This is a genomic window from Mesorhizobium sp. NBSH29, from assembly GCF_015500055.1.
In the GTDB taxonomy this organism is placed as follows: Bacteria; Pseudomonadota; Alphaproteobacteria; order Rhizobiales; family Rhizobiaceae; genus Neomesorhizobium.
The window spans coordinates 549,103-572,297 of the sequence record NZ_CP045492.1 but is presented as its reverse complement, the minus strand read 5'-3'; the positions used below and the strand labels follow the sequence as shown (position 1 = coordinate 572,297).

General features: G+C 57.6%; 20 protein-coding genes. 10 read left to right on the top strand and 10 right to left on the bottom strand.

The window, feature by feature from the left end; all coding sequences use genetic code 11:
- Positions 1-63: 63 nt before the first annotated feature.
- Entirely contained in the window at positions 64-957 is an 894-nt protein-coding gene (locus GA830_RS02770) for a LysR family transcriptional regulator (RefSeq protein WP_195163599.1), read from the bottom strand.
- Positions 958-1,083: 126 nt separating this feature from the next.
- Here GA830_RS02770 and GA830_RS02765 point away from each other — a divergent pair, with 126 nt between their 5' ends.
- Complete coding sequence (locus GA830_RS02765; RefSeq protein WP_195163598.1) at positions 1,084-2,307, top strand: aminopeptidase P family protein; 1,224 nt, start codon at positions 1,084-1,086, stop codon at positions 2,305-2,307.
- Between the two features lie 164 nt (positions 2,308-2,471).
- On the opposite strand, the gene GA830_RS02760 is transcribed toward GA830_RS02765, so the two are convergent.
- The 6 genes from GA830_RS02760 to GA830_RS02735 all read right to left on the bottom strand — a co-directional run bounded on the left by GA830_RS02760 (position 2,472) and on the right by GA830_RS02735 (position 9,497).
- The gene (locus GA830_RS02760) at positions 2,472-3,875 is read right to left on the bottom strand and encodes an L-serine ammonia-lyase (protein WP_195164732.1); all 1,404 of its coding nucleotides are present in this window, start codon (positions 3,873-3,875) and stop codon (positions 2,472-2,474) included.
- A 4-nt stretch (positions 3,876-3,879) separates the two neighbouring features.
- A complete protein-coding gene (gene glyA, locus GA830_RS02755) occupies positions 3,880-5,154 on the bottom strand; it encodes a serine hydroxymethyltransferase (RefSeq protein WP_195163597.1) in 1,275 nt (424 codons plus the stop codon).
- Positions 5,155-5,233: 79 nt separating this feature from the next.
- Positions 5,234-5,764 carry a sarcosine oxidase subunit gamma gene (locus tag GA830_RS02750; RefSeq protein ID WP_195163596.1) on the bottom strand — a complete coding sequence of 177 codons (531 nt, stop codon included), beginning with the start codon at positions 5,762-5,764 and terminating at the stop codon, positions 5,234-5,236.
- 13 nt (positions 5,765-5,777) lie between these two features.
- The gene (locus GA830_RS02745) at positions 5,778-7,853 is read right to left on the bottom strand and encodes a 2Fe-2S iron-sulfur cluster-binding protein (protein WP_441338660.1); all 2,076 of its coding nucleotides are present in this window, start codon (positions 7,851-7,853) and stop codon (positions 5,778-5,780) included.
- A gap of 77 nt (positions 7,854-7,930) precedes the next feature.
- The gene (locus tag GA830_RS02740) at positions 7,931-8,233 is read right to left on the bottom strand and encodes a sarcosine oxidase subunit delta (RefSeq protein WP_195163595.1); all 303 of its coding nucleotides are present in this window, start codon (positions 8,231-8,233) and stop codon (positions 7,931-7,933) included.
- A 10-nt stretch (positions 8,234-8,243) separates the two neighbouring features.
- On the bottom strand, positions 8,244-9,497 hold the full coding sequence (locus GA830_RS02735) for a sarcosine oxidase subunit beta family protein (protein ID WP_195163594.1): 1,254 nt from the start codon (positions 9,495-9,497) through the stop codon (positions 8,244-8,246).
- A 74-nt stretch (positions 9,498-9,571) separates the two neighbouring features.
- Here GA830_RS02735 and GA830_RS02730 point away from each other — a divergent pair, with 74 nt between their 5' ends.
- Together GA830_RS02730 and GA830_RS02725 are read left to right on the top strand one after the other, a co-directional pair.
- Positions 9,572-10,648, top strand: a complete 1,077-nt coding sequence (locus GA830_RS02730) for a GlxA family transcriptional regulator (protein WP_308460465.1) — start codon at positions 9,572-9,574, stop codon at positions 10,646-10,648.
- Positions 10,649-10,774: 126 nt separating this feature from the next.
- Positions 10,775-12,034: an aminopeptidase P family protein gene (locus tag GA830_RS02725; RefSeq protein ID WP_195163592.1), complete on the top strand. Its 1,260-nt coding sequence runs from the start codon at positions 10,775-10,777 to the stop codon at positions 12,032-12,034.
- A gap of 33 nt (positions 12,035-12,067) precedes the next feature.
- Here the strand turns inward: GA830_RS02725 and GA830_RS02720 are convergent, their stop codons facing one another.
- Positions 12,068-12,865: a creatininase gene (locus GA830_RS02720; RefSeq protein ID WP_195163591.1), complete on the bottom strand. Its 798-nt coding sequence runs from the start codon at positions 12,863-12,865 to the stop codon at positions 12,068-12,070.
- Between the two features lie 147 nt (positions 12,866-13,012).
- Between GA830_RS02720 and GA830_RS02715 the strand changes: the two genes are divergently transcribed.
- The 7 genes from GA830_RS02715 (at position 13,013) to serA (ending at position 21,218) form a co-directional block, all read left to right on the top strand.
- A complete protein-coding gene (locus GA830_RS02715; protein ID WP_258045538.1) occupies positions 13,013-13,876 on the top strand; it encodes a LysR substrate-binding domain-containing protein in 864 nt (287 codons plus the stop codon).
- Positions 13,877-14,000: 124 nt separating this feature from the next.
- The gene (locus GA830_RS02710; RefSeq protein ID WP_195163589.1) at positions 14,001-15,125 is read left to right on the top strand and encodes a polyamine ABC transporter substrate-binding protein; all 1,125 of its coding nucleotides are present in this window, start codon (positions 14,001-14,003) and stop codon (positions 15,123-15,125) included.
- Between the two features lie 155 nt (positions 15,126-15,280).
- Positions 15,281-16,063 (top strand): ABC transporter permease, encoded by a 783-nt coding sequence (locus GA830_RS02705; protein ID WP_258045537.1) that lies wholly within the window; start codon positions 15,281-15,283, stop codon positions 16,061-16,063.
- Complete coding sequence (locus GA830_RS02700) at positions 16,060-16,875, top strand: ABC transporter permease (RefSeq protein WP_195163587.1); 816 nt, start codon at positions 16,060-16,062, stop codon at positions 16,873-16,875. Before GA830_RS02705 ends, GA830_RS02700 begins: the two co-directional genes overlap by 4 nt.
- A gap of 12 nt (positions 16,876-16,887) precedes the next feature.
- Positions 16,888-17,967: an ABC transporter ATP-binding protein gene (locus GA830_RS02695; RefSeq protein ID WP_195163586.1), complete on the top strand. Its 1,080-nt coding sequence runs from the start codon at positions 16,888-16,890 to the stop codon at positions 17,965-17,967.
- Positions 17,968-18,330: 363 nt separating this feature from the next.
- Complete coding sequence (locus tag GA830_RS02690; RefSeq protein ID WP_195163585.1) at positions 18,331-19,506, top strand: phosphoserine transaminase; 1,176 nt, start codon at positions 18,331-18,333, stop codon at positions 19,504-19,506.
- A 113-nt stretch (positions 19,507-19,619) separates the two neighbouring features.
- Complete coding sequence (gene serA, locus GA830_RS02685; RefSeq protein WP_195163584.1) at positions 19,620-21,218, top strand: phosphoglycerate dehydrogenase; 1,599 nt, start codon at positions 19,620-19,622, stop codon at positions 21,216-21,218.
- Positions 21,219-21,275: 57 nt separating this feature from the next.
- On the opposite strand, the gene GA830_RS02680 is transcribed toward serA, so the two are convergent.
- A complete protein-coding gene (locus tag GA830_RS02680; protein ID WP_195163583.1) occupies positions 21,276-22,346 on the bottom strand; it encodes a sn-glycerol-3-phosphate import ATP-binding protein UgpC in 1,071 nt (356 codons plus the stop codon).
- Entirely contained in the window at positions 22,346-23,194 is an 849-nt protein-coding gene (ugpE, locus tag GA830_RS02675; protein ID WP_195163582.1) for a sn-glycerol-3-phosphate ABC transporter permease UgpE, read from the bottom strand. Before ugpE ends, GA830_RS02680 begins: the two co-directional genes overlap by 1 nt.
- Between the last annotated feature and the right edge of the window lies 1 nt (position 23,195).

Genomic DNA, 23,195 nt, shown 5'->3' with positions numbered 1-23,195 from the left:
CTCGAGCAAACGTGGGGGCAAGAACCCATACGCTTGGCGATTGGAACATGCCGACAAGATCGGTCAAGCTTCGTCCCGTTCTGCCATTGCCCAATCACGAAACACCTGCGCATGACGGCTGATGCACGGTGGTGCAGCGGTGGAGCACAACAAATAATAATTGTAACCATCGTCCTGTATTCGCTGCGAAATCTGAACCAAGCCACCTGATTCGATATCTGGCTGGATCATCGCCTTAGGGCAGAGCGCCACACCCTGGCCCGACAGGGCGGCTGCCCGAAGCAGATTGAAATCTTCAAAAGTCGTGCCGTCCAAGGAAGCCGTGGCGGCCGGATCTGTTACCCCTGACAGCCAAGTTTTCCAGCCTGTCGGTGTACCATCATGCAGAAGACCCAAGGCCAAAAAATCGGCCACTGTTTCAGGCGTGTGCCCAAGATGAGCCAAACGTGAGGGGCTGCATACAGGGACGCTTTGCCCCGCCAGATAAAAATGCGTCTCGATTATCGGCCCAGACGGGGGCTGTTTCGCAAAGACAAAGGCCAGATGAACATCGTGGAAGTTTATCTCACGGCCATGCATGGCATAGACGATCCGGATTTCGATTTCCGGATGGGCGGTGAGAAAGCGGCTCAGGCGGGGGATTAACCAGCACATTGCGACTGAAGGAATTGCCGCGATAACAAGAGCCTGGCTGATATTACGCGCCCGATTGCAGGCGGCTTCGATCTCGGTCAGCGATCCTGCTAAACTGCGTGCCAGATCGGCGCCATGTGGCAATAATCTGGTTCGATTGCCCTCACGCTCAAACAACGGCCTGCCCAGCCACTCCTCAACATTTCGGATCTGATGGCTTACAGCGGATTGCGTGACGTACAGCGCCTCGGCGGCAGCGCGGAACGAGCCCAGGCGGGCGACTGCTTCAAAGGCGCGCAAAGCATTAAGCGGCGGTGTCGTCATGACTTACCATAGCATGAGAAAATTGATTGCTATCGTGAAAAATGGTCTTTTGACAAGATGCTTGGACGCAGGCCTGATCGGTACCAATCGGGTCAATATCGGCCCGCCGTGTCGTTGGAGGATTCGATGGAACGTGAGCGTTTGCAAGATTATGTAGACAATGGCGAAAAGGCCGTGCCTACCTTTTCAGATTCCGAGATGCAGCGGCGTCTCGACGCGATCCGGGGCCATATGGCACAAGCCGGAATCGACGCCGCGTTGTTCACCAGCTATCATTGCATCAACTACTACGCTGATTTCATGTACTGCTATTTCGGTCGCCGTTACGGCTTTTTGGTTGACCATGACATCGCCACCTCGATCAGCGCAGGTATCGACGGCGGCCAGCCTTGGCGCCGGACCTTTGGTGGCAAGAACGTGACCTACACTGATTGGCAGAAAGATAATTATTTTCATGCCATTCGTGGCCTGACGGGGGGCGTCAAGCGGCTGGGGATCGAATTTGACCATATCAATATCGACACGCTGAACCTGTTGAAATCCGAATTCCCGAACATGGAATTCGTAGATATCGGCGCGGCTTCCATGCGTCTGCGGATGATCAAATCGTCCGAGGAAATTGCCCATATCACGAAGATGACGCGCATTGCTGACATCGGCGGGGCCGCGTGTGTGGAGGCGATTGGCGTTGGGGTGCCCGAACATGAAGTGGCGCTTCATTCAACAGCAACCATGGTGCGCGAGATCGCCAAGGTCTGGCCGCATGGCGAACTGTTGGACACCTGGACATGGTTCCAATCGGGCATCAACACTGACGGCGCGCACAATCCGGTGACCAGCCGTAAGATCGAAAAGGGCGATATCCTTTCGTTAAACTGCTTCCCGATGGTGGCAGGTTATTATGTGGCGCTGGAACGGACGCTGTTTTCGGAAGAGGCATCGGAAGAGCATATCCGCCTGTGGAACATCAACTGTGCTGTGCATGATCGCGGCAAAGAACTGTTGGTTCCCGGTGCCAAGTGCAGCGATATCGCCAAGGAGTTGAACGAGATGTACGCGGCGGAAGACCTGCTGCAATATCGCAGCTTCGGCTATGGCCATTCGTTCGGCGTGCTGTGCCACTATTATGGCCGTGAAGCCGGTTTGGAACTGCGCGAAGATTGCGACACGGTTCTGGAAGAAGGCATGGTTGTTTCGATGGAGCCGATGATCACCGTTCCTAATCATCTGCCTGGTGCTGGTGGCTACCGTGAGCATGACATTCTGGTCATCACCAAGGAAAACAACAGTGGCAATGTCAACATCACTGGTTTTGCGTACGGCCCGGAACATCTGATCGTCAAGAACTGATGCTACAATCGATTTCCCCCCCCCTCGAGGGGGGGGATACCTGAAAGAACAATCAAGGTGCGCTGTAAAATGGTGCGCTTGGCGCCTTTTCTCATCGGGGACGCTTGTCTCAAGCAGTTGCGCTGGCACATAATGCCAACCCCAGTGGCGGATGCCACCAAGGCTCAGCACTCTGGCAAGTTAACGGCAAGGCCCCCGGTGGAGGTTTCCTTATACTTGACGTTCATGTCGATGCCGGTCTGGCGCATAGTCTCGATGCAATTGTCCAGTGGCATGAAATGCGTGCCGTCGCCGCGTAGGGCAAGGCTGGCGGCAGAGACAGCCTTGATTGCGCCCAGACCGTTGCGCTCGATGCAGGGGACCTGAACCAGGCCAGCTGCCGGGTCGCAGGTCATCCCCAAGTGATGCTCCAGCGCGATCTCGGCAGCGTTTTCTACTTGCTCGTTTGTGCCGCCAAGCGCCGCACACAACCCGGCCGCCGCCATCGCCGCCGCGCTGCCTACCTCACCCTGACAGCCGACTTCTGCCCCCGAGATACTAGCGTTGTGCTTGATCAGCCCGCCGATCGCGGCAGCGGTTAGCAGGAATGTTTGGATGCCGGCATGCGTGGCGCCGATGCAATGGTCGCGGTAATAGCGGATCACGGCAGGGACAACTCCCGCTGCTCCGTTGGTAGGTGAGGTGACAACCCGGCCCCCAGCAGCGTTTTCCTCATTCACCGCCATCGCATAGATCGACAACCAGTCGTTGATGACATGTGGGTGGTTTTGGTTGTTTCCGCGTTCGCCCAAAAGCTGTTCGTGGATCGCCTTGGCGCGGCGTTTGACCTTCAGGCCACCGGGCAAGATCCCCTCCTTGCACAGCCCGCGCGTGATGCAGGCATCCATCGCCTGCCACAACGTATCGAGGCGATCATCGAGTCCAGGGCCGGAATGCACCACCTCATTGGCCCTCTTCATCGCGGCGATGCTATGACCGGTGGTCTGGCCCATGGCGAGCATTTCCTTCGCCGTGCTAAAAGGGTGAGGATAGACGGTTGTCGCCTTCTGAGCGTGCGGAGTGCCAGATTTTGACTCCTCCAATTCCGCTGCTGTCAAAACAAACCCGCCGCCGACCGAGTAATAGGTTTGTGTCAGGTAGGGATTGCCGCTTTCGTCATAGGCGCGCAAGACCAGTCCATTGGGATGACCGGGCAGGGGAGGGCCGTAGTCGAACACCAGATCGCTGTCGGGATCAAAGGCCAGATCACCCAGACCGGGCGGCGCGATGCGTCCGCTACTGCGTACTCTGGCCTCCAGCGCCTCGGCGGCGTCGGGGTCTAGCGTATCAGGGCGGAACCCCAACAGGCCGAGCACCACCGCACGGTCTGTGGCGTGGCCCTTGCCGGTAAAGGCAAGGCTACCGTGCAGGCTGGCCCCAAGGCGTGACAATCGTCCCGCGCCGGGGATTTTTTCGGCCGCGCCGCGCAGATCATCCAGAAAGCGCGCCGCTGCCGTCATCGGCCCCATCGTATGCGACGATGACGGGCCGATGCCGAGTTTGAAGATATCAAATACCGACAGGAACATCGGATCACGCACCCATGTCATAGATCGGGTGCGCGGCACATAGCGCACGCACCTCGGCAAGGACGGCCGCTTCAACACCCGCGTCGCACTCGGCGTTCGATGACAGGGCGTCGATCACCCGTAAAACAAGACCTCCGACCTTACGGAATTCGGCCAGGCCAAAGCCGCGGGTTGTGCCTGCCGAGGTGCCGAGCCGGACACCCGAAGTGACAAATGGCTTTTCAGGATCGAACGGGATGGAGTTCTTATTGCAGGTCAACCCAGCCCGTTCCAGCGCTGCCTCCGCGGCCTTGCCGGTCACGCCCTTGGGACGCAGATCAACCAGAACCATGTGGCAGTCGGTGCCGCCTGATACGATGCCAAGGCCACCTTCTACCAGAACTGCAGACAGCGCCTGCGCATTGGCGATTACAGCCTTTGCATAGTCCATGAACGACGGTTCAAGCGCCTCGCCAAAGGCCACTGCCTTTGCGGCGATCACATGCATCAGAGGGCCTCCCTGATTGCCAGGGAAAACGGCCGAGTTGAACTTCTTGCCTAACGCCTCGTCATTGGTCAGAATCATGCCGCCACGCGGGCCTCGCAGGGTTTTGTGCGTGGTTGTCGTCACGACGTGGGCATGTGGCATGGGGTCGGGATACTGGCCCGCCGCGATCAGGCCTGCGTAATGGGCCATGTCCACCATGAGATAGGCACCCACCTCATCAGCAATTGCACGGAAGGCGGCAAAGTCGATGTGCCGCGGATAGGCTGATGCGCCAGCGATGATCAGCTTGGGCTTCTTCGCCAGCGCCACTTCGCGCACGTTGTCCATGTCGATCAGTTGGTTGTCAGCGCGCACTTCGTAGCTGACTACATCGAACCACTTGCCGGACATGGTGACTGGTGAGCCGTGGGTCAAATGTCCACCATGGGCAAGGTTCAGTCCCATGATCCGGTCGCCGGGCTGCAACAGTGCCAGAAATACCGCCTGATTTGCCTGCGCGCCAGAGTGCGGCTGCACGTTGACAAAGCCTGCGCCGAACAATTGCTTTGCCCGGTCGATAGCGATTTGTTCCACCACATCGACATGCTCGCAACCGCCATAGTAACGTTTCCCCGGATAACCCTCAGCATATTTGTTGGTGAGGACGGAGCCCTGGGCGCGCAGCACATCAAGGCTGACGATGTTTTCCGATGCGATCAATTCGATCTGGTTCATCTGGCGCGCAAGTTCATGACCGATGGCTTCTGCGACGTCGGTATCCTTGATCTGGTTGGCGTTCGGGGCTTTCAACATGATATGGGGCCTTTCAGGCAACAGGGTGGGAGCGGGCGCCGGAAAGGCGCCTCATAACTTCTGCCAAGCCGCGGCGCCGTCAGAGGCCGCAGGCAAACTCGCGCAGAGCAATGTCCAAAAGCTCTGACACATGCGGGAAGAACGACCGCCAAACTTCGAGCCTAAACGCATCATCGGCGTCGCGGATCAGCACCACCTGCGCGCTGTCAAACAGCGTACGCTTAGCGGTTCCTGGCGCCATGCGCGACAGATCCAGAGGGCAGCCGACAGAAAGCAGCTCTTGCGCGCGGGGCCCGGTGATGGCGATGGTACGCTCACGGTCCGAGATAACCGTCAGACTGTGGGGTGCCGTGGCGCGCGCTTCGGCAAAATCGGCCACTATGACTGCCTGTTCGGTCTCGGGAGCATGCAGCAACCACTCGTCTGGGCCAAGGCACCACGCAGCGCGGTCGCCTTTGAACACACCTTGCCCGATATCGCGCGGCAGGGGCAGTCCAAAAGCACTCGAGGCGGTGGCCAAATCGGCAGGCTCAATGCGCAGGTTCAACCGTGCCACCGGGGGCAAAACGGCAACCGATACGGCGGCAAAAGATGTCACGGGGGCGTTCATTCTGGCATCCTCCTCAATCAACTTTCAACCGGTCACCCGCGGGGTCGTAGAAAACGCACCCCGTGACCTTTGCCGCTTGCGATCCGCCATCCGCGGTGGGAATATGAAGCGTGTCGCCCATGCGGTCGAAGCCGCCTTCAACCACAGCCATGGCGATCGAGCGCCCCAGGGCCTCGGACCAATAGGAACTGGTCACGTGGCCGATCATCTTCATCGGTTTGGGCTGCTTTGGGTCGGCAACGATCTGTGCGCCTTCGACGAGCACATTGTTGGGGTTGTCGGTTAGCAAGCCGACCAGTTGTTTGCGCCCTTTGGCAACGATATCAGGCCGCGCCAAAGACCTCTTGCCGACAAAATCCGCTTTTGCCTTGCCAATCGCCCAGCCGATGCCCGCATCTTCGGGTGTCACAGTTCCATCGGTGTCTTGCCCGATGATGATATAGCCCTTTTCCGCACGCAACACGTGCATGGTTTCAGTGCCATAAGGGCATATATCGTACTGATTGCCTTCGGCCATCAGCTTTTCCCACAGCGCGCGACCATGACGGGCGGGGACGTTCACCTCAAACCCCAACTCGCCGGTAAAGCTGATGCGGAACAGGCGAGATGGAAAGCTCGCGACCGTGCATTCGGCCACCGACATATGGGGGAATGCCGCATCAGATATATCCTGTCCTACGACAAGCGGCGCAAGCAGCTTGCGCGCATTTGGGCCGTTGATCGCGATGGTTGCCCATTCTTCGGTAGTCGAGGTCAGCCAGACCTGGAGGTCGGGCCATTCGGTTTGCAGGTAATCTTCCATCATGTTCAGCACACGGGCTGCGCCGCCTGTGGTAGTGGTTACATGGAACAGATCATCGCGCATCCGGCCGATCACGCCATCGTCACGGATGAACCCGTCCTCGCCCAACAGCAGACCATAGCGGCATTTGCCGGGGGCCAGTTTGGCCCATGGATTGGTGTACATGCGGTTCATGAATTCCACCGCATCGGGACCGGACACCTCGATCTTGCCCAAGGTGGAGGCGTCGAAGATGCCAAGGCTGGCCCGTGTGGCACGGCATTCACGCGCCACTGCCTTGTGCATATCTTCGCCCGCCTGGGGGAAATACCACGCGCGCCGCCATAGAGCGACAGGCTCGAAAGCAGCGCCGTTCTCTGCGGCCCAGCTGTCAATCGGCGTTTTGCGCGTTAGCTCGAAATGGCTGCCTTTGTGATAGCCTGCCAGCGCGCCGAAGGTGGTGGGTGTGTAAGGTGGGCGAAAAGTCGTAAGACCAACCTGCGGGATTTCCTTGCCCAAAGCGTCCGACGCGATGGTAAGCCCGTTCATGTTGGACATCTTGCCCTGATCGGTGGCCATACCATTGGTGGTATAGCGTTTGACATGTTCAATTGACCGCATGCCTTCGCGCACCGCCAGCCTAATATCCTTGGCCGTCACGTCATTCTGGAAATCGACAAAGGCCCTTGCGCTGCCGGGGCTGCGGTCGGTCGGCAGTTCCTTTTGGGTTATGCCGGTGCCGGTGCGGTCGTCCGCCACGGCAGCAGCAGCAAGCCCCGCCGGTCCAGAGCCTACGATCAATACATCACAGTGCAGATAGCGGCTGGCATAGTGATCGGGGTCAAGTTCAGTTGGTGAGCGGCCAAGGCCTGCGGCACGGCGGATGAAGGGCTCATAGACCTTGTCCCAGAACGACTTGGGCCACATGAAAGTCTTGTAATAAAAACCTGCTGAAAACAGCATGTAGAGCCGGTCGTTGATCGCTCCCAAATCAAACTTCAGGCTCGGCCACTTGTTCTGGCTTTCGGTCGTCAGCCCCGACCAGATTTCCTGCATGGTGGCACGGGTATTGGGCTCAAATTGCCCGGGCCCGCGGCTGGTGCCGAGCAAGGCATTGGGTTCCTCCGATCCGGCAGTCACGACGCCGCGCGGGCGATGGTATTTGAACGACCTACCGACCAGATGCACCCCATTGGCCAAAAGTGCAGAAGCAACGGTATCACCTTGGAGACCCTCATAAGTTTTGCCGTCAAAGGTGAAGCGGACGGTACGAGCATAGTTCACCCGGCCGCGACCAGAAATGCGCATGTCGTCCATATCATCACCCAGCTGAATGTGTTGAAACTGATCTGTGGAGAGCGCCCCGGCCAGCACGCGACCCGAGTTCATTTTGACACCTTCACAGCTTTGATCAGATCGCTACGGGCTTCGCCTGCCTTGTAGGTCTGCATGAACTTGTCGCTTACTGTGTCTCGCACCGCGTTGAAGAATCGACCGCACCCGTGAAGGTGGCGCCAGCGTTCAGCGTGCATCCCGCGCGCGTTTGACCGGATGAACAAGAAGTCGCGCCATTCCTCATCGCTTAGCTTTGAAGGATCGGCGGGGCGGGTGATGTGGGCTTCACCCGCATAGGAGAATTCCAGCTCGGGCAATGTGTCATCGCAATAGGGGCAGTGGATCAAGAGCATGATTCTCTCCTTAGTGCGCAACGGCGGCGGCGGCGGCTTCATCAATCAGCCGTCCCGTGGTGAAACGCTCAAGCGTGAACGGCGCGTTGAGCTTGTGTGGCTCATCCTTGGCCACCGTCCAGGCAAGCAGATGCGCCGCGCCCGGTGTCGCCTTGAAGCCGCCTGTGCCCCAGCCGCAGTTAACGTACAGACCCTGGACGGGGGTCTTGCCCAAAATGGCGGACCGGTCGGGCGTTACATCTACAATGCCGCCCCATTTGCGCAGCATCCGCATGCGGTTGAAGATAGGGAACACTTCACAGATCGCGGCTACGGTGTGCTCGATGAGTGGCAGCCCGCCGCGTTGGGAATAGCTCACATACTGGTCTGTGCCGGACCCGATCACCAACTCGCCCTTGTCGGACTGGCTGATATAAGCGTGGACGGTGTTAGACATGACGACGCAGGGGAAGATCGGCTTGATCGGTTCGGAAACCAGCGCCTGTAGCGGGTAGCTTTCGAGCGGCATCTTCACGCCGGCCGACTGCATGATGACCGATGTATGTCCCGCCGCCGACACTGCGACCTTTTTTGCGCGGATGAAACCCTTGGCGGTTTCCACCCCTTCAACGGCTCCATCGGCGCCGCGGCGTATCGAGATCACCGGGCAGTTCTGGATGATATCGACGCCGCGCTTGGCCGCTGCCCGCGCATAACCCCAGGCGACCGCATCGTGCCGCGCGGTGCCTGCTCGCATCTGTAACGCCGCTCCCATCACCGGATAACGGGCATCGGCGGACACGTTCAACGGCGGGCAAAACGCCTTGGCCTCGGCTGTGGAAAGCCAGCGGTTGTCGACGCCGTTCAACCTGTTGGAATGGATGTGACGCTGGAACGACTGAACGTCGTGAACGTTATGGGCCAGCATCATCACGCCGCGTTTGGAATACATGATATTGTAGTTCAATTCGGTCGACAGGTTGTCCCACAGATCCAGCGCGTGATCGTAAAGCTTGGCGCTTTCGTCGTAGAGGTAATTGCTGCGGATGATCGTGGTATTGCGCCCGGTATTACCGCCGCCCAGCCAGCCCTTTTCGATCACAGCGACATTGGTGATGCCATGTTCCCTAGCCAGATAGTAGGCCGCGCCCAACCCATGCCCACCGGCGCCTACGATGATGACGTCATATTCTTTCTTGGGCTGCGCGTCAGGCCATTGCTCCGTCCAGTTCTTGTTGCCCGTCAGGGCATTTTTCAGCAACGACAGCGCGGAGAAATGGGTCATCGCGGGTCCTTTCGGAGAGATGATTTACGCAGGATGAAGCATCATGGCAGACAAGACGATTTTTCACTGTATGGATGCGTCAAAATGACGTTATAATTGCGCCACACCCGGAGATCCAAACTATGCAGGCTCCCTCCACCATCCCGTTGGCACCACGTTTGCGGGTCGGGTTCATCGTAACCCGGCGGTTTACACTGTGCGCGTTTGCAAATTTTGTTGATGTGCTGCGTCTTGCGGCAGATGAGGGGGATCGATCGCGCCCTATTTTGTGCGGCTGGCGGGTCCTTTCCACCACGAGTGAGCCTTTGGTCTCGAGCAGCGGTATTGCGGTTCAACCCGAGGAAAGGTTGGGTGACCCCGCCCGCTTTGATTACATAGTTGTCGTGGGGGGGCTGATGCAGGAGCTTGAATATCTCGACCCCGACCATGCCGGCTTTTTGCACCGGGCAGCGCAGGCAGGGGTGCCGTTGGTTGGCGTGTGTACGGGCGCGTTCGTTCTACATCGCGCCGGCTTGATGAACGGCTATCGCTGCTGCGTAAGCTGGTTCCACCACAATGATTTTCTGGAACAATTTGACGGCTTAACTCCGGTTTCGGATCAGATATTTGTTGTGGACCGTGATCGATTGACCTGTTCCGGGGGCACCAGTTCGGCGCATTTGGCTGCGCATCTGGTGGATCGGCATATCGGACGGGCGGCATCAAAGAAAAGCCTGGCGATCATGATGATCGACGAGGCAATGGCGGCTGAACGGCCGCAGCCTGGTCTGCCGCTGGAATTGACTACCTCTGACGCGCTGGTCAGAAAGGCTTTGCTGACCATTCAGCAGCGGCTGGAGACGCCGTTGACTGTCACAGCCTTGGCCGTCCATCTGAAAACGAGCCGCCGCAAACTGGAGCGACATTTTGCCGATGCTCTGAAGATGACGCCGTCGCGGGCGGGCATGGCTATCCGCATCGCCCATGCCGAACTTCTGCTCTCGCGCAGTGAGCGCACGGTGACGCAGGTGGCGCAAGACTGTGGTTTCGTCGACGTTTCGCATCTGATCCGGGTGTTCAAATCCCTGCATGGCACGACACCAGAGGTCTGGCGCCGAGCGCAGAGCAAAGCCATTTTGGGGACCAACACGCCGAAACGCTCACAGGACTAATACGAGGGAGCTGTACGACCAAATAATCAGCGCAAATAGAACCATTGGTTCATCAAATTTCCCTGGCCGCTTCAGCCCGCCTATCTTTGCAGCAATGTTAGATATTGCAGTAGGAGCAGCGGCCAAATGACCCATGACATGTTGCACGTCATGGAATGGCACAATGGCGAAAAGCCCCCTTCGCCATTCTCGGATCTAGAGATGTGGAGGCGGCACGATGATGTGCGGCAGTGGATGGCGGCGAATGATGTCGATGCCGGGCTGTTCACCTCGAGCCAGGCCATAGCGTATTATTCCGGGTGGTTCTGCGGTGGCTCCGGGCGCAAGTGCGGGATGGTCGTAAGCTCCACTGCGGCGACGACGATTTCACCCGCCATAGACGGTGGACAGCCGTGGCGGCAGGGTTTTCATGACAACATCAGCTACACGGACTGGCGGCGCGACAACTTTTTTTATGCGCTTCGGCAGTTAACCCAAAGGGTGGGGAGACTGGCGATCGAAATGGACCATGTGACGGTGAAGTTCCTCCAGCAGCTAGAATCTGCGCTGCCTGGGGTAGACTTCGTTGACGTAGGCCAGGCGTCGATGTGGATGCGGTCGATAAAATCTGTTGAGGAACATGACCTCTTGCGCGCGGGAGCCCGGATTGCCGCGCAGTCGGCGACGGCAGCGCTGGAACTGATAGTGCCGGGGGTTCTGGAATATGAGGTTGGATTGGCCGCCTCCGCCTCGATGTATAGGGCTATTGCTGCGACCTTTCCCGGGATCGCCTTGATGGGATGCAATGTCCTTTTCCAATCAGGCATTCACACCGATGGTTCGCACAACCCGACTACTGACAAGCGAGTACAGCCGGACGATGTGCTGTCATTGACATGCGCGCCGATGCTCTTTGGATATTCAAGTACATTACAGCGTACCTTGTTTTGCGAGCATGCCGACAATGCGAGCCTCGTCATCTGGCAAAAGAACCTGACGGTGCATCAGCGTGCACTGGATCTGATACGGCCAGGCGTCCTGTGCAGCGACATTGCGCGCGAGCTCAGCGATCTGGACCGGCAATGTGATTTGTTGAAATGTCGGCTTGGGGGCTATGGCCAGACTATCGGCCTGCAGTCAAACAGCCTTGGGGGTGAGCTGGAAGTGGCAATACGCGAAGATTGTTTCGCTGAGCTGCGGCCCGGAATGGTTATTTCCGTCGATCCGATGCTGATGGTGCCTGATGGCACGCCGGGTGCGGGAGGCTACCGTGACACCGACATCATGATTGTCACCGAGACCGGTGCAGAACGCATTACTGTTTTTTCGCAGGGGCCCAATGACAACATCATCTGCGCGCACACTGACCGAGAGAACGGGCGACAACAATTAAAAATGGGCCGGTGACCCTGGCCCATTTCCCTTGTCCACTCTTGATCATCACGCAGGCGGTGGTTCCGCGCTGTTGAATTCGCGCTGCAGCGCCGCCTTGATTCCTGCACTGCATACCTGCAGCAAAATTTCGCCCTTTTCGGCCGATGCCTCCTTGGGCGAGGACAGCGTGCCGCTCGCGGGGGTCCACTCAGGTTTGACCGGATAAACGTCATAGGGTGGAAAGACCGCCGGAGCGTGGTGTACGGCACAATCCATGCTGACGAGCTCGGGGAAAAGGGCGAGCATGAGCGACGTTTCAAGGACGCCACCATGTTCCATATCCCAGCCGGGGAATCCGGTTGGATAGAGTCGGGTGATCGTGTCCTTGTCGACAAAATCCCAATAAGACAGCACCACAATCTTTACGTCTTCGATCCGATCCCAACGCAATTCTCGCAAGGCAAGATCGATCGCTTCAATGATGAACCACGAGTTTTCAAAATGCCCGTTTACCAGGCAGATTTGCCGCGCGCCATGGCGGACAAACTCCTTGATCACATCGCGCAGTGCCGCGACTAAAGTTGCGCCGTCAAGACTGGCTGTGCCGGGCATATGATTGCCGCCGCCAGACTTCTGGTGCGACTTGTAACCATAGGTGAAGGCCGGTGCAACGAGACCGCCGATTTCAAGAGCAACCCGACGGGCAAATTCTGTGGGCAGCAAAACATCGACATGCATCGGCATGTGGTGACCGTGCTGCTCCATAGACCCCAATGGGATCAGAATGGGTGTGGTGCCGGATCGAACCACGGCATCATAGACCGGCCAGGTGAGCTCTGAGGCAAAGGCAGACTTCGGGGGCATTTTGGGCTCGCCTCTGTTGGATTCCGGGAAAACACCGGGCTGCCCTCAAATAGATTGGTATGCTACTATAAGGAAAATATATTCTCCTGATGCTTCTATTTGTAAGGCAAATACATGGCCGGAATAACCAATCTCCAGACGGACCTGTTGCGCACCTTCGTGTCGGTGGTGGAACTGGGCGGCCATTCCAAGGCCGGGGCCATGCTGGGGCGGAGCCAGCCTGCGGTCTCATTGCAGTTGGGTCGGTTGGAGGAGTTGGTTGGGGCACCCCTGTTGATCAAGAAGGGCAGGGCGATCCAGCCGACCGCAGATGGTGAAGTGCTGTTGACCTATGCCCGAGAGGTTGTGCGGATCAACGATGAAGCGATGAGTTACTTCCGGCGCCGAGTGATAACAGGAGTGTTGCGCATCGGGTTGCCCAGCGATTATGCCGTAGCCTTCCTGCAAAACGCCTTGGCTGACTTCACCCGCAATCACCCAGAGGTCAACCTTGAAGTACACTGCGATCTAAGTCGCGAGATCCTGCGTCGGCTTAGAGGGGACGAATTGGATATCATCGTCGCGATGATGCCTGCGGCGCGCATGCCCTATCTGTCGCGCTCCTGGATCGAACGCCCGATCTGGGTCGCGGCAGACTCCTTCGTTATTGATCCTGATCGCCCGATACCGCTTGTGGCGCATCCCGAGGGCTGCGACTACCGTGCACGGATGATCCAATCATTGGAAACCACAGGCCGGCGTTGGAGGTTTGTCTATACGGGTCCTGGTATATCGGGGCTGCAAAATGCTGTGTTGAATGGGCTTGGCGTCAGCGCACTGACTCGACCTACCTTATTGAAAGGAATGCGTATCCTTAATCAATCAGATGGGATGGCTCCTCTGGAGCCGCTGCGGGTAGGGCTGTTTTACAAACATCCGCGCCAGACCGAGGCGGGGATCAAACTAATCGGCGAACTGGTAGCCAATCTTGACACCATCAACGCCGGATATCAGCCTGCGGCGAGCGGCTAGCGCGGGGCGGGTATTTGCCAGGCAAATCGAAGTATTTTAAAAACCGATTTTGCAAATCCGCGGCTCTCACCTAGCGTCAACGGACACGTCACCAACAAGGTGCGATAAAACAGGGGAGAGTCTGATGACAGAAATTATCCGCCCGGGTGCAGGCTTCACACGCCGCACTTTGCTTGCTACCGGTGCCGCAGCGCTGGCAATGCCAATGCTTGGTCGGCGTGCCAATGCAGCAGCGACAGAGCTGACCATGCTGGCCTGGTATGGCCATGCCGAGCCCGATATGGTTGCCGAATTTGAGGCCGAAAATAACGTCAAGTTCGTGCCTAAATACTATACTGGTGGCGACAATATGCTGGGTCTGATCTCGCAATCCCCTGCCGGGACGTATGACGTAATTCTGTCCGACGCGGAATATGTGCAGCAGTTGAATGCCGCCGGTTACATAGAGCAACTTGATCCTGCGGACTATGCGTTTGACGAATTCTTCCCGGAATTCCAGAAGTTCCCTGGCCATTGGGTCAATGATGCGCTGTTCTCGGTTATCACGCGCTTTGGCTTTCTCGGTGTGGCGTACAACACCGATGCGTTGACCGAAAAAGAAGCGTCAACTTACAACGTTTATTGGGATGCAAAGGTCAAAGGGAAGGTTGGTCATTTCGACTGGCATCTGCCTAACCTTGGCCAGATCAGCCTGCTTTCGGGCAACAAAAGCCCCTATGACATCGACGCGGCGGCTTGGGAGGCAGTGAAAGCCAAAACCATGAGCCTGCGCCCGCAAGTCGGTGGTTTCTTCGATTATGGCGGTACTTTCTCGTCGCTGGAAAGCGGACAGATGCTCGCGTTTGCGGGCATCGGCGACTGGATCACTGGCGTTCTGGAAAAGAACGGTGCCAAGGTGAGATCAGTGATCCCAGAGGAGGGTGGTCTGCAATGGACGGAATCCTTCTCGATAGGCAAAGGTTCGGCCAAGGCTGATCTGGCAAAGAAATGGATCCAATACGTCACGTCGGCCAAGGGTCAGGCCAAGTCGGCGAACATGGCGGCATATCCTGCCATGGTTCCGAACCAGAAGGGTTGGGAAGTCCTGGCTGCCGAAAATCCTGGCGAGGCAAAGCGCCAGAACATGATCCTTGGTCAGCCAAACGCCATGGACATGATCCGCGAAGGCCGGATCCAATATCGCCAATTGCCCATTCAGCAGAGTTTGGAAGAATGGAACGATTTCTGGTCTGAATACAAGGGCGCGTAACTTGGATCGGCGGCGGCCATGCCGTCGCCAATCCTTCCTGAATTGATGATGTGCCTGATCTTCCCCCATTCAACCGACGGAGCAAATGGACGATGCGGAGATCAGTCTCTCTTTACGGCCTGACGTTTTCGCTGCCGATGCTAATCTGGCAGCTTTTGTTCTTTGTTGCCCCTCTGGTGTTCCTGGTCGCCCTCAGTTTCTGGACAGTCAAGAACTTCAAGATGGAGGCCGATTTCGACACGATAAACTGGGTCACCATGTATGGCCGGTCGGTGTTTTGGCAATCGTATGGTTTGACACTTGCGCTAGCGACCGCGGCCTCTGTTATTACCAGTGTTCTGGCCTTCCCCTGCTCCTTTGCAATCGCCTTCAAGCTTTCGGCACGGCAGCGCCAATGGGCGATCTTTATGATGGTGATCCCGTTCTTCACCAGCTATCTGGTGCGGGTCTACTCCTGGCAGATATTCCTGTCGGATAACGGCATCATCAACGGGTTGTTCAGCGCCATGGGTATGGGCCCGTTCCCGCTGTTGAACACGGTCTTTGCCACGATGATCGGCTATCTGACGCTGACCTTTCCATTGGTGGTCCTTCTCCAATTGTTCAGCCTTATGTTTATCGACCGCACCTTGATCGAGGCGGCGCACAACTTGCGTTGCGGGCGCATTCGTACGGTTTTTGCTGTGATTATTCCTTCGGCTCGAGTCGGATTGGTGATTGCAGCGCTGTTTTGTTTTATCCTCAGCTTTGGTGATTTTGTGAGCCCGGTTTATCTGGGGGGTGGTGACCCGACAACCTTGTCCATCCTCATCACCGACACGACCAAATCTGGCCAGCAATGGCCGCGTGCCGCTGTGATCGCTCTGACCATGATCGCAACATTGTTAGCAGTGGCGTTCGCTGCCGTGGGCTTTGCTTACAAAGGGCGGACGAAATGAGTGATTTCAATCGCAACAGATTTGTCGAGTGGGCGCTACGATTGTATGTTCTGCTCAGCTTTGCCTTTGTCTTTGCACCGATTGCGGCCAGCTTTGTGTTCTCATTCAACTCTGACCGTTTTCCCTCAATACCGCTTGGGTCGTTCTCGACCGAATGGTACGTTGCCGTTGCATCCGATCCGCTGGTCTGGTCCGGACTGGGCAATACACTGTTTGTCGGGTTGATCGTGGCGGTGATTTCAACCGCCTTGGGTTTTGGCGCGGCATATACCGACTTTCGGTACAGGTTTTTCGGCAAATCGGCCTATCTGGCGCTGGCCCTTTTGCCGCCGACCATTCCTGTGGTGATACTTGGCCTCGCAATGCTGGCGTTTCTGTCGCGGATCAATCTCTCAGGGCAGTCCATCTCGGTGATAATCGCGCACATCGTGATCTGCTCACCATTCGCTATGGCTATCACCCGGTTGCGGTTGTCGCAGATGGACCCTGATCTGGAAGCCGCAGCCTGGAACCTCGGGGCCTCTGAATGGTCGGCGATGCGGTATGTCATCGTTCCCTTTGCGGCACCTGCGATCTTTGGCGCACTGTTCATCACCATGGCCGTATCGTTCGACGAATTTGCCGTTGCCTGGTTTGTTTCTGGTTTGAATGAAACCTTGCCCGTCAAGGTTCTTGGTTTCCTGCAAGGACAGGTCAGCCCGCGGATCAATGCGATCGGGACCTTTGTTTTCGTCATTTCGATGACGTTGGTGATCTTTGCGCAACTTCTTCTGACTGGTCGGGCGAAAGATGCGCCCGCGTCAAACGACTAAGAAAGACTTTCGATGCAAGGCAATGCACTGGTCACATTCGACGGGGTTATCAAACGGTTCGGCAGTTTTGTCGCCGTGCAAAAGCTGGATCTTGAAATTCACAAAGGTGAGTTTCTGGCTATCATGGGGTCAAGCGGCTGTGGGAAAACGACAACCTTACGGATGTTGGCGGGGTTGGAGGCACCATGTGAGGGCGAAATTCGCTTGGGCGGAAACCCTATCAATGATTTGCCGACGTGGAAGCGCGACACCCCGATGGTCTGGCAAAGTCTCGCGCTGTTTCCGTTTTTGAATGTGATCGAGAACGTGGAATTCGCCCTCAAGATGCGCGGTATAGGGGCAACCGAGCGTCGCAAGCGCGCCGGCAACTGGCTGGAGCGCATGCAGATTTCGGAATTCGCTGAACGCGCCATATCCCAGCTATCCGGCGGACAACGGCAGCGGGTCGCACTGGCGCGGTCGTTGGTGGTGGAGCCCGAGATTTTGTTGCTCGACGAGCCGCTTTCGGCACTTGATGCGCATCTCAAGGTGCGGATGCAGTCGGTTCTGCAAAACCTGCAACGTGAACTCGGCATAACCTTTGTCTATGTGACTCACAGCCAGTCCGAAGCTTTCGCCATGGCTGACCGGGTTGTCATCATGAGCAAGGGCGTGGTGGAGCAAGTCGGGTCGGCGCAAGAAATCTATCGCGCCCCCCGGACCCGCTTTGTGGCGGAATTTCTGGGCTCGTCGAATATATTTTCGGGCACGGTCATGCCGACGGGGATTCTAGATACAGTAACCGGGCAGCACCGCCTGCCGCACGATGGGTCTGGGTCTGGGCCAAAGTCTCCTGCGACGCTGGTCGTCCTCGATACGAGGTCGTACCTGAGCGCGGTTGAACCTGGGCCGGAGTTCGACTGGGTTCGGGCCAAGGTTGTCGGTGAAGAATTTACCGGAGCTATGGCCAAAATCTATCTTGAGACAGCTGATGGTTCAGAACTTCGCGTTCAAAGTGGGTATGACGAACTGGCTGACATGACCTTGGAAACTGGCCAAGAACTGTTCGTTTACTGGCGACCGGAGGATGGCCATGTTCTTCCAAAAGCTTAGGCTGAACGCCGGGAGCCTGTGTCAGCCCTATAATCAACATCAGCGTATTCGGATTGCCGTGATACCAAGCCACGTATAGGGGTTGAGGCCTTGTGGCGCACTCGCCCTTGGGATTATGTGTGCGTATCCGACCATAGGGCCTGTGAGCGGGGCAACCTGTCCAGCCACCGGATCAAACCATATCCGTGACCATGAATTCGTGGCGATCTCTCGGATCTTGCGTCGTTCCGCTCAATGCGGCCTGAACCTGCAAGTGTGGAAAACGCGACCCCTTTTGTTTCTTGCGCTTTTCCGGGACTTCCGTTATTCCCGCCAGTGGGCCACCCCTCCCCAACGAGGGGCCACTATCTGGAAGGATAGACGATGACTGACCACCACACGCCCGGATTGCGTCCGGCAAACCCCCATTTTTCTTCAGGCCCTTGTGCCAAACGACCTGGCTGGTCGCTTGAGGCGCTTGGCGATGCTTCGCTTGGCCGTTCGCATCGCGCCAAGATTGGCAAGGCCAAGCTGGCCGAGGCCATCGACCTCACGCGTGAAGTCCTACAGGTGCCGGCGGATTATCGTATCGGCATCGTGCCCGCTTCCGACACTGGCGCTGTCGAGATGGCGCTGTGGTCGCTGCTTGGCGCGCGCGGCGTCGACATGGTGGCCTGGGAAAGCTTCGGTTCCGGCTGGGTAACCGATGTCGTCAAGCAGTTGAAGCTTGAGGATAGCCGATTGATCGGGGCCCCCTATGGGGTGCTGCCCGATCTCTCCAGCATCGATTTCGATCGCGATGTCGTGTTCACCTGGAACGGCACCACCTCGGGCGTCAGGGTGCCGAACGGAGATTTCATACCGGCAGACCGCAAGGGCCTCACAATCTGCGACGCCACCTCGGCTGCGTTCGCCCAGAAACTCGATTTCGAAAAGCTCGATGTGGTGACTTTCTCCTGGCAAAAGGTGCTGGGCGGCGAGGGTGCACATGGCATCCTGATCCTGTCGCCGCGCGCCGTCGAACGGCTGGAAAGCTACAAGCCGGCCTGGCCGTTGCCCAAGATCTTTCGCCTCACCTCCGGCGGCAAGCTGATCGAGGGCATTTTCAAGGGCGAGACGATCAACACGCCATCGATGCTGTGCGTGGAGGATTATCTTGACGCGCTCAAATGGGCCAAGTCGACTGGCGGACTCGATGGCCTGATGGCGCGAGCTGATGCCAATTTTGCGGTGCTCGACCGCTTTGTCGCCAGTTCCGACTGGGCCGGCCATCTGGCTGTCGATCCCGCAACGCGCTCCAACACTTCGGTCTGCCTGTCGATCATCGATCCGCAGTTCATCGCTCTCGACGACAAGGCGCAGGCCGCGTTTGCCAAAGCGATGGTCGATGCGCTGGATCGCGAGGGCGTTGCCTACGACATCGGTTCGTACCGTGATGCTCCCGCCGGTCTTCGGATCTGGGCCGGCGCGACTGTCGAGACCGGTGATCTCGAAGCGCTGATGCCGTGGCTCGACTGGGCGTTTGCTACCCGGAAGGCTGCACTCAAGGCTGCCGCCTGAACTAGCTGGTTCGCCTCCCCGCCGGGGAGGCTTTTCATCCCATTTCATCTGCTGTCAGCAAGCCGCGAGGCCCGCGCGCAGCTACGATCAAAACTATCGCGAAGGAAGAACCAATGCCCCGCGTTCTCGTCTCCGACAAGCTTTCTCCCACCGCCGTCCAGATATTCAAGGATCGCGGCGTCGAGGTCGACTATCTGCCCGATCTCGGCAAGGACAAGGATAAATTGCTCGAAATCATCCACCTGTATGACGGTCTTGCCATACGGTCGGCGACCAAGGTCACCGAAAAGCTGATCGCTGCGGCGACCAAACTCAAAGTGGTCGGTCGCGCCGGCATCGGCGTCGATAATGTTGATATACCTGCTGCCTCGCGCAAAGGTATCATCGTGATGAACACGCCTTTCGGCAATTCCATCACGACAGCCGAACACGCCATTGCGCTGATGTTTGCGGTGGCGCGCGAACTGCCTGCCGCCAATGCCTCTACCCATGCCGGCAAATGGGAAAAGAACCGCTTCATGGGTGTCGAGATTACCAGCAAGACGCTGGGCATCATCGGTTGTGGCAATATTGGAGCTATTGTCGCGCAACGCGCCGTAGGGCTGAAGATGCATGTGGTGGCGTTTGATCCGTTCCTTTCTGAAGATCGGGCCTCGGAACTCGGTGTCGAAAAGGTCGAACTGGAAGAGCTGTTCGGTCGTGCTGACTTCATCACGCTGCACACGCCGATGACAGACAAAACGCGCGGCATCATCAATGCCGAAGCCATAGCAAAGATGAAAGACGGAGTACGGATCATCAATTGCGCGCGCGGCGGGCTCGTTGTCGAGGCTGACCTGATAGACGGCTTAAAAAGCGGCAAGGTCGCCGGGGCAGGCATCGATGTGTTCGAGACAGAGCCGGCGACGGACAGCCCGCTGTTTGGAATGGACAATGTGGTGTGCACGCCCCATCTGGGTGCCTCAACCTCGGAAGCGCAGGAAAATGTTGCCTTGCAGGTGGCCGAGCAGATGTCGGACTATCTTATCAAGGGCGCGGTCTCCAACGCCATCAACATGCCCTCCATCACAGCCGAGGAAGCGCCACGGCTAAAACCATTCGTCAAGCTTGCGGAGGTACTCGGGGCGTTTGTCGGGCAGGTGACTGAAGATCCGATCAAGGAGGTTGAGATCCTGTTCGACGGCGTTACTGCGATGATGAACACCAAGGCACTGATTAGTGCCGCTCTTGCCGGCCTCATCCGCCCGCAAATGGCTGACGTCAATATGGTGTCGGCGCCGATCATGGTGAAGGAGCGCGGCATCATCGTTGCTGAAGTCAAGCGCGACAAATCCGGCGTTTTCGATGGCTATATCAAGCTGACTGTGAAGACGGAGAAGCAGACCCGCTCAATCGCCGGTACCTGCTTTTCAGATCACAAGCCACGCTTCATCCAGATCAAGGGTATCAATCTTGATGCCGAGGTGGGACAGCATATGCTCTACACCACCAACAATGATGCGCCGGGCATCATTGGACTTCTGGGCACGGTGTGCGGCGAGAACGGCGTGAACATCGCCAACTTCCAGCTCGGCCGAAACCGGCCCGGGGGCGATGCCATTGCGCTGCTCTATCTCGACAAGCCATTTCCAGAAAGCGTGCTGGAAAAGGTGCGCGCGCACCAATCGATACAGTCAGCCAAGCCGCTACAGTTTGACATAGGCGCGTTCTGAGTAGCTACCGGCGGAGCTTTCGCTGACCCTTCCGGTCTACGGCGCGGTCAGCATTGCTCAGCCGGTGCGTTTTCCGGCGAGATCAAACCAGTGGAGCTTTTCGGGCCGGACGATGACGCGTAACCGGTCTCCAGGCTTTGCCGATGCCCGACCGGCGACGCGCACAACGATGTGGGATCCGGCTGCGGCGCAATAGAGGAAGCTCTCGGCGCCGACTGGTTCGACGGCCTGAACTTCGGCACCAAGCGTCAGTGCGCCAGATGGCACGTCGTCGTCAAAGGCGACATCGGCATCCTCGGGACGGAAGCCGAAAGTGGCAGCGTCCTTGTAGCCCTGGGCCGCATCCACTGGCGAACCGTCGGTGAAGGAAAAGGCGCCGTCTTCTCCCCGTGTAACGGGCAGCAAGTTCATAGGTGGCGCGCCGATGAAGCTCGCCACAAATGTTGATGCAGGCTTTTCGTAGATATCGAGCGGGTCGCCGATCTGCTCGACCAGACCTGCATTCATCACCACCAGCAGATCGGCAAGTGTCATAGCCTCCAGTTGGTCATGAGTGACGTAGACGCTGGTGACGCCAAGCGAGCGCTGCAGGCTCTTGATCTCGATGCGCATCTGGCCGCGCAGCTTGGCGTCGAGATTGGAGAGCGGTTCGTCGAACAAAAATACTTTGGGATTGCGCACGATGGCGCGGCCCATGGCGACGCGCTGTCGCTGGCCGCCGGACAACTCACGCGGTCGCCGCTCAAGAAGTGGCGAGAGTTCCAGCGTCTCGGCAGTCGCCCGCACCCGTCGGTCAATCTCGTCCTTGGGCGTGCCACGGTTGCGCAGCCCATACGCCATGTTGTCATAGACCTTCATGTGCGGGTAGAGCGCGTAATTCTGGAACACCATAGCGATGTCGCGCTCGGTCGGGCCAATGGCATTGACGACCCTGTCGCCAATCGAGACCGTGCCGTCAGTGATCGATTCCAGGCCTGCGATCATGCGCAGCAGTGTGGACTTGCCACAGCCTGATGGACCGACCAGTACGCAGAGCGCCTTGTCGGGAATGGCAATGGAGACGCCTTTGACGGCTTCAACGCCGCCCGGATAGACTTTTTTGACGTCATTGAGTGTGACGGTTGCCATTATTTCTCCGTATCAACCAGACCGCGCACGAACCAGCGTTGCATCAACACGACCACCAGGATCGGTGGCACGATGGCGAGCATTGAGGTGACCATGACGAGGTGCCATTCAGTATCGGCATCGGCGAAGGAGATCATCTTCTTCAGGCCGATGACTATGGTGTTCATGTCGTTGGAATTAGTGACGAGAAGCGGCCACAGATATTGTGTCCAGCCGTAGATGAAGAGGATCACAAATAGGGCCGCGATGTTGGTCTTCGAGAGCGGCAGCAGGATGTCCTTGAAAAAGCGGAACGGGCCAGCGCCGTCGACGCGTGCAGCCTCCACCAGCTCGCCTGGAATGGTCAGGAAGAACTGCCGGAATAAAAGCGTTGCAGTCGCAGACGCGATGATCGGAATGATCAGACCGGCATAGGTGTCGATCAGGTTTAAGTCGACCATCACTTTGTAGGTCGGCAGGATGCGGACCTCTACAGGGAGCATCAGGGTGATGAAGATCATCCAGAAGAACGTCATCCGAAACGGGAAGCGGAAGAACACGATGGCGTAGGCCGAGAGAATAGAGATGATGATCTTGCCTATGGCGATACCGAGCGCCATGACCGTTGTATTCCACAGCATGGTGCCAACCGAAACGCCGCCGATGCGACCGATGCCGCCGAACAGCGCGGTGGAATAGTTCTCGATAAACTGGTCACCCGGCAACAGCGGAAGGGGCGGACGCAGGATGGTCTGCAGGGAGTGAGTCGACGCCACGAAGGTATAGTAGATTGGGAAGGCGACGATGAGGATGCCCAGCACCAGCAGGAAATGCGCGATAAACGTGCGGACGGGGGTGTTTTCGATCATG

Coding starts and splice junctions, on each gene's coding strand:
- GA830_RS02770 (WP_195163599.1), bottom strand. CDS start 957: ATGACGACACCGCCGCTTAATGCTTTGCGCGCCTTTGAAGCAGTCGCC.
- GA830_RS02765 (WP_195163598.1), top strand. CDS start 1,084: ATGGAACGTGAGCGTTTGCAAGATTATGTAGACAATGGCGAAAAGGCC.
- GA830_RS02760 (WP_195164732.1), bottom strand. CDS start 3,875: ATGTTCCTGTCGGTATTTGATATCTTCAAACTCGGCATCGGCCCGTCA.
- glyA (WP_195163597.1), bottom strand. CDS start 5,154: ATGTTGAAAGCCCCGAACGCCAACCAGATCAAGGATACCGACGTCGCA.
- GA830_RS02750 (WP_195163596.1), bottom strand. CDS start 5,764: ATGAACGCCCCCGTGACATCTTTTGCCGCCGTATCGGTTGCCGTTTTG.
- GA830_RS02745 (WP_441338660.1), bottom strand. CDS start 7,853: ATGCGCATTTCTGGTCGCGGCCGGGTGAACTATGCTCGTACCGTCCGC.
- GA830_RS02740 (WP_195163595.1), bottom strand. CDS start 8,233: ATGCTCTTGATCCACTGCCCCTATTGCGATGACACATTGCCCGAGCTG.
- GA830_RS02735 (WP_195163594.1), bottom strand. CDS start 9,497: ATGACCCATTTCTCCGCGCTGTCGTTGCTGAAAAATGCCCTGACGGGC.
- GA830_RS02730 (WP_308460465.1), top strand. CDS start 9,572: ATGCGTCAAAATGACGTTATAATTGCGCCACACCCGGAGATCCAAACT.
- GA830_RS02725 (WP_195163592.1), top strand. CDS start 10,775: ATGACCCATGACATGTTGCACGTCATGGAATGGCACAATGGCGAAAAG.
- GA830_RS02720 (WP_195163591.1), bottom strand. CDS start 12,865: ATGCCCCCGAAGTCTGCCTTTGCCTCAGAGCTCACCTGGCCGGTCTAT.
- GA830_RS02710 (WP_195163589.1), top strand. CDS start 14,001: ATGACAGAAATTATCCGCCCGGGTGCAGGCTTCACACGCCGCACTTTG.
- GA830_RS02700 (WP_195163587.1), top strand. CDS start 16,060: ATGAGTGATTTCAATCGCAACAGATTTGTCGAGTGGGCGCTACGATTG.
- GA830_RS02695 (WP_195163586.1), top strand. CDS start 16,888: ATGCAAGGCAATGCACTGGTCACATTCGACGGGGTTATCAAACGGTTC.
- GA830_RS02690 (WP_195163585.1), top strand. CDS start 18,331: ATGACTGACCACCACACGCCCGGATTGCGTCCGGCAAACCCCCATTTT.
- serA (WP_195163584.1), top strand. CDS start 19,620: ATGCCCCGCGTTCTCGTCTCCGACAAGCTTTCTCCCACCGCCGTCCAG.
- GA830_RS02680 (WP_195163583.1), bottom strand. CDS start 22,346: ATGGCAACCGTCACACTCAATGACGTCAAAAAAGTCTATCCGGGCGGC.
- ugpE (WP_195163582.1), bottom strand. CDS start 23,194: ATGATCGAAAACACCCCCGTCCGCACGTTTATCGCGCATTTCCTGCTG.